We start from the raw sequence: 12,839 nt of genomic DNA, 5'->3' as shown, positions 1-12,839 counted from the left end.
CCCAGCGTCAGTTCCCGATGCTGCCGCTACCACTACCACTACCACTACCACTACCACTACCACTACCACTACCACTGCCACAGCCACAGCCACAGCCACAGCCACTGCCACTGCGCCGGCCACCGGCCCCGCGGCCGCTGCGCCTGCCGCGCCAACGGGGCAGGCGCCCTACGTCGATCCGCTGGCAGTGCAGCCAGCGCCAGCCGTGCTGCCGGCCGACCTGAGGGAGCAGATGCTCAAGGCCGTCGGCGCCATCGACCGTGAGCTGCGCGCCGGTGAGCGCAAATTCGTGACCGCCCCGCCCGATACGGCGCAGGCGCGCCTCGAGCGCGGCTTTGCCGAAGCCCGTGCGGCGGTCAAGCCGAAATGGTTCGAGGCGGCGCAGATAGAACTGTTCAGCGCCCCCAACGATCCCAAGCGTATCTACCGCATCGTCACCGCGTTCGGCGAGTACTGTCTCTACTATCCGGACAAGGCCAGTATTTCCGCCAATGCCAGTGCCGGGTCAGGCCATGCCAGCTTCGGCCAGCCCCGGATGTCGTCGTGCCCAAGACGGTTCTGACGCGGTACGCCCGCCCTACAGCTGAAAGCGCGCCACCGTGCCGCGCAGTTGCTGCGCCAGTTCGGCCAGCGATTGGGCGCCAGCCGATGCCTCTTCCACCAGCGCCGCGTTTTGCTGGGTAACCTGGTCCATCTCGGTAATCGCCGTATTGATCTGCTCGATTCCGGCTGATTGCTCCCGCGAGGCGTTGACGATCTCGCCCATGATGTCGCGCACCCGTTCCACCGAGCCGACAATGGCGGTCATGGTGTCGCCAGCCTCGTGCACGGCCTGCTCACCGACGCCGATATGGCCGACCGAAGTCATGATCAGGGTGCGGATTTCCTGTGCCGACAGCGCGCTGCGCTGGGCCAGGTTGCGCACTTCGGTGGCCACCACGGCAAAGCCGCGCCCCTGTTCGCCGGCGCGCGCCGCTTCCACGGCGGCGTTCAGCGCCAGGATATTGGTCTGGAAGGCGATGCCTTCGATGGTGGTGATGATGTCGGTCATCTGCGACGAGCCCTGGGCGATCTGCCGCATGGTGTCGACCACGCGGTCCACCACGGCCAGGCCGGTGCCGGCCACGGTGGCGGCGCTGTCGGCCACGGCGCGCCCTTGCACCGCGTTGTCGCTGTTGTTGCGGATGGTCGAAGTCATTTCCTCCATGCTCGACGCGGTTTCCTCGAGCGACGACGCCTGTTCCTCGGTGCGTTGCGACAGGTCGTGATTGCCATCGGCGATTTCGGCGGCGGCCGAGGCAATCAGGTTGGCCGATCCCTTGATTTCCACCACCATCAGGTTCAGCTGCGCGCGCATGGCCTCCAGCGACGCCATCAGGCTGTCGTCGCCGCCGTGCTGGCTGACCACCGGCATGGCCAGGTTGCCGGCGGCGATCTGGCGCGCCACCAGCTGCGCTTCGGTCGGGTCGCCGCCGAGCTGTGCCAGGATGCTGCGGATGATGCCGAATGCTACCGCCACGCTGGCTGCCAGCGCCACCAGTGCCAGCACCAGGATGGTGTTGCGGGCGGCGTCGTTGCTGGCGTCTGCGGCTGCGCCGGCTTCCTCGTTGATGCGGGTTTCGACGGCCATCAGCGCGGTCGCTCCCGCGATCCATGCGCGCTGGGAAGGGCGCAGGTCATGCATGATCAGGCGCGCCGCTTCCTCGACCTGGTTGTCGAGGCCCAGCTGGATCAGGCGCTGGAAGTGGGGCAGGACGGCAGCCTCGAGTGTTTTCATGTTGGCGAACAGCTGCTTTTCTTCGGCGCTGGTGGCCTGCTCGTTGTCGAGCAGCTCACCGAGCTCGGCATAACTCTTCTGGTACTCGCGTTCCTGTTTCCGGATGCGTTCCACTTCGATGCCCATCTCGCGCGGATCGGTGAACATGGCGACGTTGCGCGCAGCGATGGCGCGGTCCAGGATCGATGCGCGCAGGTCCCCAGCCAGTTTCATTTTCGGATTGTTGTAGTCGAGGATCTGGTCGATATTCCGGTTCAGCTGGTGCATGCCATACAGGCCGGCGGCCGCTACCATGGCCAGCAACACGGTTACCAGGGCGAAACCGGCCACCAGGCGCTGCTTTAAACTAAATTTCATTATTAACCTTCATTAACTGTACTGTACGTATAGTACATCAGTTCTATTTTGAAAGTCTTGTTGCTTTTTATGTCGTAGTTATGCCGGTTTCTACGGATTGACGGGAGAGGTAAAATACGTCCTGTCGATGTTGCCGAAAGTTAGAGATGATTCCCACGCCATGCCCCCGCAGCAGCAGCCGCACTGCGCTGCTCGATGCCGCCCTGCAAATGATTACCGAGAGCAGCGTCAACGGTATGACGCTCGAAGGCGTGGCGGCCCGTGCGGGCGTCACCAAGGGCGGTTTGATTTACCATTTCAAGACCAAGGAAGCGCTGCTGCATGCCGTGGTGGACCGCATGACCGACCAGGTGGACGAGTATTGCGCCGACGATCAGCAGACCGATCCGGCGCTGGCGCTGGAGAATTTCCTGATGGCGCGCATCGATTACGCGTTCGCCATCGGCGCCCAGCAAAAGGCCTTGATGGCCAATCTGCTGGCGGCCGCCACCACCTTTCCGTCGCTGCTGGCGCCGGTCAAGCGCATGTACGAGCGCGGCTCGGGCGACCTGGCGCAGGTGGCCGGCAGCGCCGGCCTGGCCCTGTCGATCTGGGCCGCGCTCGACGGCATGGTCATGCTGGAAATGCTCAACATCCGCCAGTTCAGCGAAACCGAACGCACCCAGATGCGCGAAGCGATGACGTCGATGGTGCGCCGGCAGTTTGCCGAGGCAGCTGCTAAATAAGGCGCGGTATCACGCCGGTATCGTCGGCATCGTCGGCATCGTCGGCATCACCGGTACTGCCGCCGTATCGATACGCCACCACGCCGGCATCAGCGCCTGGATCTCGGGGCGGCCGAAGCGGTCGTCGATCAGGAACACGGTGCCCTGGTCGGATTGGGTGCGGATCACGCGGCCTGCTGCCTGCACCACTTTCTGCATGCCGGGATAGGTGTAGGTGTAGTCGTAGCCGGCGCCGAAGATGGCGTCCATGCGCAGGCGGATCTGTTCGTTGACGGGATTGATTTGCGGCAGGCCCAGGGTGGCGACAAAGGCACCGATCAGGCGCGCGCCGGGCAAGTCCACGCCTTCGCCGAACGAGCCGCCCAGTACCGCAAAGCCGATACCGCGGCTCTCGAGCGTGAAGCGCGCCAGGAACTGGGCGCGCTCGGCCTCGTCCATGCGGCGCGACTGGCGCCAGGTGGGGACGTCGGGGTGCAGTTGTTGAAACTTGTCCGCAGCCTTGGTCATGTAGTCGAAACTGCTGAAGAAGGCCAGGTAGTTGCCCGGCTGGCGCAGGTACTGCTCGCCGATGAGCGCGGCGATCGGCTGCAACGACCGCTGGCGATGCTGGTAGCGCGTGGAAATATGCGACGCCACCTGCACCGACAACTGCTCGGCCACGAACGGCGACTCGACGTCCACCCAGGCGGTGGATTCGGGCATGCCCAGCATGTCGCCGAAATAATTCCAGGGGCTGAGCGTGGCCGAGAACAGCGCCGTGGTATGGGTGCTGTCGAAGCGCGGTTTTAAAAACGGCGCCGGCACGATATTGCGGATGCACAGCAGCGAATCGGCGTGGCTGGCGCGCGCGCCCTCGGCCTTTTCGATGTCGAACAGCGCATGGTCGCCGAACGATTCGCCCAGGCGCCCGAACAGCAGCGCGCCGAAATAGAATTCCTGCAGTTCGGGATCGTGGTGGGTGGGATGTTCAGCCATGTAGTCGGAAATGGCGGCAGCCGTGGTTTGCAGCGCGATCATGAATTTTTCGGGCAGGGTGGCGTACGACTTGTAATCGATGTCCTGCTCTTTTTCGAGCTGGTTCCACAGCTTGTGCACGCGGTCGAGCGGTTTTTTCAGTTCGGGCGGCGCGGTCTTGCGCAGCAGGCGCAAGCTGGCGTGTTCCAGCTCGGCCGAGTACATCTTGCGCGCGCGCGAGACCATGTTGTGGGCCTCGTCCACCAGCACGCTGACCTTCCAGTCGTTGAGCACCGTCAGGCTGTGCAGCATGGCGCTCAGGTCGAAATAATAGTTATAGTCGCCGATCACCACGTCGCACCAGCGCGCCAGCTCGGTGCCCAGGTAGTACGGGCAGACGTCGTGCGCCAGCGCGACTGCGCGCAGGGTTTCGCGGTCGAGCGATAAAAACGCCGAGCCGTCGGCCGGCGGCCTGGTGATATCGAGCGCGGACTGGCGCGCGGCCGGCAGGCGGTCGTAAAACCCCTTGGCCAGCGGGCACGAATCGCCGTGGCAGGCCTTGTCCGGGTTGACGCAGGCGGTGGATTTCGAGGCCAGCTCCAGCGTGCGCAGCGGCAGCAGCGGGGCGCCGTGGCGGATCACGTCCACCGCGTCGAGCGCCATTTGCCGGCCCGAGGTTTTGGCGGCCAGGAAGAACACCTTGTCCACGCCGTGCGCGCACGCGCCTTTCAACATCGGGAACAGGCTGCCCACGGTCTTGCCGATGCCAGTGGGCGCCTGCGCCAGCAGGCACACGCGCCGGTTGCTGGCCTTGTACATGGCTTCGGCCAGCTGGCGCTGGCCGGGGCGGAAATCTGGATGCGGGAACTGCATCGCCTTCAATTGCTCGTCGCGCGCGGCGCGGTGCGCCAGTTCCTGCCGGGCCCAGTCGAGGAACCGGCCGCATTGCTGCTGGAAGTATTCCTGCAAGTCGAGCGCGCTGAACTCTTCCTGCAAACGGGTTTCCTTCTGGCTGGCGATGTCGAAATACACGAGAGCGAGCTTGATGGTGTTGAGCCCGCGATTGCTGCAAAACAGGTAGCCGTAGATTTTCACTTGCGCCCAGTGCAGCTGGCGCTGGTTGGCGGCCATCCTGGTCAGGTCGCCGCGATAGGTCTTGACCTCTTCCAGGCGGTTGGTGCGCGGGTCGTAGCCGTCGGCGCGGCCGCGCACGTGCAAGGGGCCGAAGTCGCCCGACAGCGCGATCTCGGTCTCGTAGCCATCGGCGCGGCGCGCGGCGACTACCGCGTGGCCGGCGATGCCTTCCTGCGCGGTGGGCGAGGGCGTGAAGCGCAGGTCGAGGTCGCCCTCCTTGGCGGTGAACTCGCACAGTGCGCGCACAGCGATGGTGTAGGTGCCGGCAGTTTCCACGTCAGGCCGCCCACTGCAAATAGCACACGGCCACCGGCATTTCGTGCGTGGCGCAGTAATCGATCCAGCGCAGCTGGTTGTCCTGCAGGCGGTCGCCCGGCCCTTTCACTTCGATCATGGTGTAGCGCCGCTCGGCGGGCCAGAACTGGATCAGGTCGGGAAAGCCGGTGCGGTTGGCCTTGATGTCTTGCAGAATGCGCTCGAAAGCGCGGCGCAGGTGCACCGGCGGGATGCACTCGAGCGCCAGGTCGAGCAAATCGTCGCTGAGCGCCTGCCAGTGCAGGAACGGCGACTGGATGCCGCGCTTGGCGCCGTGGTTGGCGCGGATGGTGGCGCGGTAGTCGCCGCTGTCGAGCTGGGCGAAGCAGGCGGCAAACTGGGCGGCGCGGCGGCGCTGGAAGTCGGCGCTGTGCAGGTCGGCCGGAGCGCGGTGGTACGGGTGGAAAAAAGCGCCCGGCACCGGGCAGAACACGGCTTCCCAGCACAGCAGCCCGAACAGCGAATTGATCAGCGAATTTTCCACGTAGTACACCGGTGCGTCTTCGCGCGCCAGGTGGTCGCGCACGACGAATTCCACGTAATGGTGCTCGGTGGGCAGCGGCAGGCTGAGGTCGATGCGCAGCGGCCTGGCCGGTGGCACCGGCGGCGGCTTGGCGTGACCGAGCTTGCGGGCCAGCCGTGGCGCCATGCGCAGCAGTTGCTGGCGTTCGGCTTCGGTTTCGGGCGCAGCCATGGCCTGCTGCAGCAGGTCGAAGGCGGCGCGCGGCTGCTCGTCTTTTTCCAGCACGCGGATGGCGCGGGCGCGCGCGCCAGGATACGGACACCCTGCGTACACGGCGTGCGCGGCCGGCCAGTCGCGCAGCTTTTCCAGGTGCTGGCCGATGGCAAAGGTGAGCTTGTGACGGCGGCTGAGCAGCCATTCGTTATCGTCGGCGCAGGCGGGCAGGTCGGCGATGATGGCGGCCGGGTCTTCACCAAGCTCGAAGCGTTCGCGGCAGCGGTGCAGGGCCAGGAAGTCGTCGATGTCGCGGCGCGTGCGAAAGCCGCGCGCTGCCGGTGGAAAGTCCACTTTCTCGTACTGGAAAATGCCGAGGTCCGACAGCACGAACTCGGTCCAGTCCTGGTGGAAGTTACCAAAGAAAATCAGGCGCAGGCGGTCGCACAGGTCTTGCACCAGGTTGCGGTAGGCTTGGTCGCCGGAGTTCTGCCACCACTGCGAATACGGTTGCGGCGTTGCAAACTGTTCGCGCAGCGCCGCCAGCTGATCGGCCTTGCGCAGGTGGCGCACGTTGGCGCCGAGCTGGAATATCTTGCCGATCTCGGGCTTTTGCAGCAGCTCGAACAATTGGTCGAGGTCGAGCTGGGGATCGTGTTCGATCAGGCCCAGCGCGGCCAGGGGCAGGGCGGCCGCGTGGGTGTCGCCGATTTCGGCGTAGCTGAGCTTACTGGCGCGAAAGACCGTGCCTTTGCGCATGACCATGCGCACCAAGAGCGCGCGCGAAGACTGTGGCAGGGTGGGAAAGTGATGCAGGAAGTCGCGCTCGTCGGCCGTGAGCAGGTCGTCGTAGCGTTCGCCTATCCACGCCAGTACCCGGTGAAAATTCTCCAGGTAGTAGAAAGGATTGTCGAGCGGATTGGCGAAAACTGTGTTCATTGCGGGCACGGCAGGGAAGGGCGATGGCTGTATTTATGTACAGTGTATCGCTTTCCGAGGTGGATGCCCAGAGAAATTCTTGCGGCAGTCCTGGTCAACCAGGATCCGCGACGTCCTCTCCGTCATTCCCGCGAACGCGGGAATCCATGGAACATTTGCTTCGTCTCAGCATCGAAGACAGGAAACACGGGTCACCGGTGCTATGGATCCCCGCGTCCGCGAGGATGACGGAGCGGCAGGCTGCTACTTAGGTTCCGCAGCCTTGGCCGCTTCGGCTGCCTTCTGCTCGACCAGCGCATTGGCCTTGGCGATCTGCTCTTCGACCGACTGCACCGCCTGCTTGGTGGCCTTGGTCACCTGCTCGTAGCCGCTGAAGGCATTGTCGATCGCCGATTTGACGATCTGCACGGCGTTTTCCGAACCGGGACGGACGTTCTTGGTGACGTCGTAGATCAGCGCGCTGAGGTTGGTCTTGGCTTCGGCCATGTGGGCGTCGGCGGCGCGCGTGAACTCTTCGCGGATGTCGGCGATGATGGCGCCCAGTTGCTGGTTGTAGGCGGTAGCACCTGCCACACCTGGCTGCACCTTGGCGGCGGCCAGGCTCATCGCTGCCTTGGGATCGGCAGCCTGGCTCATTTCCTTGCCGGTGGCCAGGCCGTCGGCCATATGCGACTTGGCGGTGGCCATATTCAGGGCGACGACTTGCTCCACGCCTTGCACCGCGCGCGCGGTCAGGGTGTTGAAGGTTTCCAGTTGAAATTCAAACAGGGCTTTGGTTGCGTTGGCAAACTGCTCGGGATTGGTGAACATACGGTCTCCTCATGTGAATGATGGGCTGATGCTCCGGGGTGGTCCCCATGTTGTTATTTATTTGATGACGATGGCCAGTTTTTCGCAGCGGCTGTCGCGGAACGGACCACGGAACTTTTTCCAGCCCGGCCCCAGTTGCGTGGGCGAGCAAGTGAGCACCTTGGCATCGACGATGCTTTGCCATTGCCAGTAGTGCGCCGGCCCAGCCTGAAGTTGCCCACTGGACATAGTAAACGACAATAATGTTATGACACGAAGAAAGTGTTTAGACATGGCGCAAGAGTACAGCAAATCGCTGCGCCCTCAAAGTGGTGCGCTTTTTGGCAGACGCAGGGTGAACCGCGTGCCCAGGCCCGCCTTGCTGGCGACGTCGATATGGCCGCCCAGCACGCCGGTGACGATGTTGTGGGTGACGTACAGGCCCAGCCCCGAACCACCGGCGCCCATGCGGGTGGTGAAGAACGGATCGTAGATGCGCGGCAGGTTGCCGCCGGCGATGCCGATGCCGTCGTCGATGACGTCGATCACAACCTCCTCACCGCTGTCGTGGGCGGCCACGCGCAGGGTGCCGGTCCTGCCGTCTTTGCCGCTGCCGAATCCGTGCACCACGGCGTTGTCGATCAGCTGCCGCAGCGCCTGCAGCAGCGGGGCGGGGTAGCTGTCGAGCTCAAGTGATTGGTCGAGCTCCTGCTCCAGGGTGACGCCTTGCCGGCGCAAGTCGGCTTCCAGCGCGTGCAATAGCTCGCCCACCTGTTCGCCCAGCCGGAAACGGCTGCGCTGCGACTGCGCGCCATCGATCGCGATGCGGCGGAAGCTGGCTACCAGCGCCGCCGCCCGGTTCAGGTTGCGCAGCACCACCTGGTCGGCGCTGGCGGCCTGGTCGAGATAGGTTTCCAGCACCGAACGGCGCAGTCCGCCTTCCAGCTCGCGCCGCAGTTCGGCCGTGCGTTCGCTCATGGTGCTGGCCATCACCAGGCTGTTGCCGATCGGCGTATTCAGTTCGTGCGCCACGCCAGCCACCAGCGCGCCCAGCGCCGCCAGCTTGTCTCGGCGCACCAGCTCGTCCTGGGTCAGGCTGAGGTTTTCCAGCGCCGCCGTCAGTTCCTCGTTGACTTGCTCGGCCTGGTCTTTAGATCGCATTAGCTCCAAGGTGCGCGCCGCAACCAGCTCTTCCAGGTGCTCGCGGTGGCGCAGCAATTCTTCCTCGCGCCGGGTACGCGTGATGGCAATGCCGGCCAGATGCGCGGCGGCGCCGATCAGGGCCAGTTCCTCGGCATCGGGCGCGCGCACGCTGCGGTAGTACATGGCGAACGAGCCGATCACGGTGCTGCTGTCCTGCATGATGGGGATCGACCAGCAGGCGCGCAGCCCGTAGCGTGAGGCCGCGGCGCGGTAGGGCGCCCACAGCGGGTCATTGTCGATATCGGCCACGATCACGGTGGCGCGGCGGTGCATGGCCGTGCCGCACGAGCCGGCTGCGGGGCCGATGGGCAGGCCGACCAGCGCGTCGAGATAGGCGCTTGGCATGCTGGGGCCGCTTGCCGCCGCCACCGTGCGCCCGTCCGGCCCCAGCAGCATCACGGTGCAGAGCACGTCCGCCGACTGCGACTCGATCAGCTGCATCAGCCGTTCCAGCGTCTCGCCCTGCGGGGCCGAGCGGGCGATCATTTCCAGCAGCTTGTTCTTGCCGTTGCGTAGCGCTGCCGCGCGGTTGCGCGCAGTCACATCGACCACCCGCACGTGCATCAGCCGGTGGTCGCCGGAATTGAGCGGCACCATGCGCAGCTCGCAATCGATCAGGCGGCCGGTGCTGTGGCGCATGGTCAGCGCCACCATTTGCGTGGCGCCGGCCATCACGGCGTCCACCTGTTCGGCGAACACCTCGGTCGACGCACGGCCATCGGGCTGCAGCGGCGGGCACAGAGACGGCAGGCGGGTCTGCACCAGTTCCGCTTCGGTCAGGCCGAAATGCTGGCGCGCGCGGCGGTTGACGTCGAGCAGCAAGTTGCTGCCGCGCTGCATCAACAAGATGGTGTCGGGCGAGCCCGCCAGCATGGTGTGGTAATTGACTTCCAGCGTGGCCATGGTGGGCAGCGCGCGCGTGGCCGGCGCCGGCAGCATCACGTTCAGGCGCACCAGGATTTTGTCGGCCAGGTCGTCGGCCTCCATCGACAGCGGCAGGTAGTCGGTGGCGCCGATGTGGAACGCGCGCGCGTGCTCTTCGGCATTGGGCGCGGTAGAGAGCAGGTATAGCGGTACGCCTGGTCCGCACAGCTGGCGCACCATCTGGCACAGCTCCAGGCTGGCGCTGCCTGCCAGCGCCACATCGACGATGGCCAGCGCCACGTCGCCGCTGCGCGCGGCCGCCAGTGCCTCATCGCCGCGGCTGACGGCATGCACATGGTAGCCATGGCGCGCCAGCGTCTGCGCCAGGCTGGCGTGGTCGTACGCCGAGCTGGTGGCAAGCAGTATCGTGTGCGGCGTGCCGAGGGAAGAGGGGGGCGTCGGCATCAGGTTCTCACGCCGCCTCGGTGGCGGCCGCCCGCTGGGCTGCTTCGATCCGGGGGTAATTGGTCTCGATCCAGTTCACCAGTATTTCCAGCCGCGTGGCCGCCTCGCGGCCCAGCTTGGTCAAGCTATATTCGACGTGCGGCGGCACCGCCTGCTGCGCCACGCGTAACACCAGGCCGTCGTCGGCCAGGGCGTCGAGTGTCTGCGCCAGCATCTTCTCGCTCACGCCGCCGATCCCCCGCCGTAACTCGCTGAAGCGGTGGGTGCGCTCGAGCAGCACGATCAATACCAGCGTGCCCCAGCGGCTGGTGATATGGCCGAGCACGGCGCGTGACGGGCACTCGGCCACCAGCACGCGCGCTTGCAAATGCGTTTGCAACTGGCTTTCGCGCAGGGCCGCGCGCAGCGATTTTTGGTCGGTCATGGTCTGTCCAAAGCAAGAGGTGTACTTACCAAATTGTACGTACTTACAAAAAGTAAGTACAGCGTTTAGTATGAGGCCATGTCGCGTCCCTTAAGACAAACCTAACCGTGCGGCTTTACGCTGGCACATACCGTAACAAAGAAAAAAAGGAAACAACATGATCGTCATTACTGGTGCTACCGGCCAACTGGGCCGCCTCGTGATTACCCACCTGCTGAAAACCACGCCGTCCGGGCAGATCGTGGCCGTTGTGCGCGATCCGGCCAAGGCTGCCGACCTGCAGGCACTGGGCGTGCACGTGCGCCAGGCCGACTACAACGATCCGGCGTCGCTCGATACCGCCTTTGCGGGCGCCGACAAGGTCTTGCTGATTTCGTCCAATGACATCGGCAACCGCGTTGCCCAGCACCAGAATGTGATCGACGCCGCCGTGCGCGCCAGTGCCGCGCTGCTGGCCTATACCAGCGTGCTGCACGCCGACACCAGCCTGCTGGGCCTGGCTGGCGAACACCGCGAAACGGAAGAGGCGATCCGCGCCTCGGGCCTGACCTACACCTTGCTGCGCAACGGCTGGTACCTGGAAAATTACACGGCCGGTCTCAAGGGCGCACTCGAACACGGCGCGCTGAGCGGCGCTGCCTCGGACGGCAAGGTCGCGGCCGCAGCACGCGACGACTACGCGCAAGCTGCCGCCGTGGTGCTGGCCAGCGGCCAGCCAGTGGCGCAGGTCTATGAACTGGCGGGGGATACCGCATTTACCCTGAGTGAACTGGCCGCAGAGACGGGCAAGCAGGCCGGCCGCGCCCTGCCGTACCACAACCTGGGCCAGCACGAGTACCGCGAACTGCTGGTGACCGTCGGCCTGCCGCCGATCATTGCCGACATGCTGGCCAACTCGGACTTCGCCGCCTCCAAGGGCGCGCTGTTCGACGACAGCGGCACCCTGGGCAAACTGATCGGTCGTCCGACGCAGTCGCTGGCCGATGCGGTAAAAGCGTCGCTGTAATGAAAAAAGCCGCAAACCCTTATAAGGAATGCGGCTTTTTTGCGGAATTTTGTGGTGCCCACGGAGGGACTCGAACCCCCACACCTTGCGGCACATGGACCTGAACCATGCGCGTCTACCAATTCCGCCACGTGGGCACTGTTACTGCTTTGCTGCTCTCTGCTGCGTGTTCTGCATCAGAGGCCAGAACTATACGGGACACTGCGCGCGCCGTCAAGCATGCGCCCGAAGTTTTTGTGAACGTGGGAAGATGCTGGCTTCACTGTCACCATGGATCATGATGAAGCTTTTATATTCCCGCGCGCCGCGCGTGTTGATGGGCGCGCTGCTGCTGCAGCTCGCCGTCGTTGTTAACCACGCTGCCGCCGCCGAGCAGTGTGCCGCCGCAGTGGTGGCGTCAGTCAAGACCACGGTGGAAGTCGGCGAAGCCGGTCAGCCCGATGGTCAGGATGGCGTCAGGATCGGCGACCTGGTGTCCGCCACCTGCGAGGTGTGGCCGCACGACCGCAAGGTGCTGCTGGCGGCCCTGGTCTTTGAAACTGAAGTCGAGGACGGCAAGCACCTGGTGGTGGCCACCGTGGATGCCGCCACCAACCGCGTGCTGGCCCGGTACGGCAACAGCGTGGGCGAGGATGCCGCCACTGCCTTCGGCCCCAACAGCATCGTCATCGACAGCGCGCCTTACCAGTTGGCGCCAGCGGTGCGCGCTTTCGGCATCCGCTTTACCAGCAGCGCGCGCGGCGCCAGTTGCCCTGACGGAATCTGGAAAGATGAGCTGACCCTGTTCGTCCCGCGCGGTCAGTTCTTGTTGCCGGTGTTGCAGGGGGTGGCGATGTCGCGGTCCGAGGCGCGGGAAGGGTGCTTCGGCGGTTCGTCGCCCACGCTGATCTATGACGAAGCCAAGCTGGCGATCGCCATCGACAAGGCGGTCAGTCATGGCTACGCGGATTTGCTGGTGAATGCGCGCATCGTGCGTAGCGAGCCGGGCAAGGATATCGTCGGCAAGGCGAGCGCCGAGCGCGCGGTGCTGCGCTTCGATGGGCAGCAGTACCGGCCGATTAAACAAAAGCCCTGGTGGCTGTTGCTGCACTCGTTGGAAGAGTAAGCGGTGCGGCCATGAAAAAAGCCGCAGACTCGGTTAAAAGACTGCGGCTTTTTTGCGGAATTTTGTGGTGCCCACGGAGGGACTCGAACCCCCACACCTTGCGGCA

Annotated in this window: 11 protein-coding genes and 1 tRNA gene; 4 read left to right on the top strand and 8 right to left on the bottom strand. The window is 64.8% G+C overall.

The genetic code is table 11. The annotated features are described in order from the left end of the window. A partial coding sequence (locus tag DUPY_RS28630) for a hypothetical protein (RefSeq protein WP_208600027.1) occupies positions 1-562 on the top strand: 562 nt, incomplete at its 5' end. A gap of 15 nt (positions 563-577) precedes the next feature. Here DUPY_RS28630 and DUPY_RS09930 read toward each other — a convergent pair. Next, positions 578-2,134, bottom strand: a complete 1,557-nt coding sequence (locus tag DUPY_RS09930; protein WP_070247676.1) for a methyl-accepting chemotaxis protein — start codon at positions 2,132-2,134, stop codon at positions 578-580. Positions 2,135-2,280: 146 nt separating this feature from the next. Here DUPY_RS09930 and DUPY_RS09925 point away from each other — a divergent pair, with 146 nt between their 5' ends. Beyond that, on the top strand, positions 2,281-2,859 hold the full coding sequence (locus DUPY_RS09925) for a TetR/AcrR family transcriptional regulator (protein ID WP_070247675.1): 579 nt from the start codon (positions 2,281-2,283) through the stop codon (positions 2,857-2,859). A gap of 9 nt (positions 2,860-2,868) precedes the next feature. On the opposite strand, the gene DUPY_RS09920 is transcribed toward DUPY_RS09925, so the two are convergent. From DUPY_RS09920 to DUPY_RS09895, 6 genes are all read right to left on the bottom strand, one after another. Beyond that, positions 2,869-5,223 carry an ATP-dependent DNA helicase gene (locus tag DUPY_RS09920; protein WP_070247674.1) on the bottom strand — a complete coding sequence of 785 codons (2,355 nt, stop codon included), beginning with the start codon at positions 5,221-5,223 and terminating at the stop codon, positions 2,869-2,871. A gap of 1 nt (position 5,224) precedes the next feature. Further along, positions 5,225-6,877: a VRR-NUC domain-containing protein gene (locus DUPY_RS09915; RefSeq protein ID WP_070247673.1), complete on the bottom strand. Its 1,653-nt coding sequence runs from the start codon at positions 6,875-6,877 to the stop codon at positions 5,225-5,227. Between the two features lie 243 nt (positions 6,878-7,120). Then, positions 7,121-7,687 (bottom strand): phasin family protein, encoded by a 567-nt coding sequence (locus DUPY_RS09910; RefSeq protein ID WP_070247672.1) that lies wholly within the window; start codon positions 7,685-7,687, stop codon positions 7,121-7,123. Between the two features lie 57 nt (positions 7,688-7,744). Continuing rightward, a complete protein-coding gene (locus DUPY_RS28370; protein ID WP_167359060.1) occupies positions 7,745-7,915 on the bottom strand; it encodes a hypothetical protein in 171 nt (56 codons plus the stop codon). 75 nt (positions 7,916-7,990) lie between these two features. Beyond that, complete coding sequence (locus tag DUPY_RS09900) at positions 7,991-10,198, bottom strand: ATP-binding protein (protein ID WP_070247670.1); 2,208 nt, start codon at positions 10,196-10,198, stop codon at positions 7,991-7,993. A 7-nt stretch (positions 10,199-10,205) separates the two neighbouring features. Continuing rightward, positions 10,206-10,622 carry a winged helix-turn-helix transcriptional regulator gene (locus tag DUPY_RS09895; protein ID WP_070247669.1) on the bottom strand — a complete coding sequence of 139 codons (417 nt, stop codon included), beginning with the start codon at positions 10,620-10,622 and terminating at the stop codon, positions 10,206-10,208. A 157-nt stretch (positions 10,623-10,779) separates the two neighbouring features. On the opposite strand from DUPY_RS09895, the gene DUPY_RS09890 reads away from it, so the two are divergent. Then, positions 10,780-11,628, top strand: coding sequence for an SDR family oxidoreductase (locus DUPY_RS09890; protein WP_070247668.1), 849 nt, complete (start codon positions 10,780-10,782; stop codon positions 11,626-11,628). A gap of 52 nt (positions 11,629-11,680) precedes the next feature. Here DUPY_RS09890 and DUPY_RS09885 read toward each other — a convergent pair. Further along, positions 11,681-11,765 (bottom strand) — tRNA-Leu (locus DUPY_RS09885). Between the two features lie 140 nt (positions 11,766-11,905). On the opposite strand from DUPY_RS09885, the gene DUPY_RS09880 reads away from it, so the two are divergent. Beyond that, the gene (locus DUPY_RS09880; protein WP_141749494.1) at positions 11,906-12,733 is read left to right on the top strand and encodes a PA3715 family protein; all 828 of its coding nucleotides are present in this window, start codon (positions 11,906-11,908) and stop codon (positions 12,731-12,733) included. Positions 12,734-12,839: the final 106 nt, after the last annotated feature.

This window comes from Duganella phyllosphaerae, from assembly GCF_001758785.1.
Taxonomy (GTDB): domain Bacteria; phylum Pseudomonadota; class Gammaproteobacteria; order Burkholderiales; family Burkholderiaceae_D; genus Rugamonas; species Rugamonas phyllosphaerae.
The sequence above is the reverse complement of the archived record's forward strand: the minus strand, read 5'-3'. Positions and strand labels throughout refer to the sequence as shown.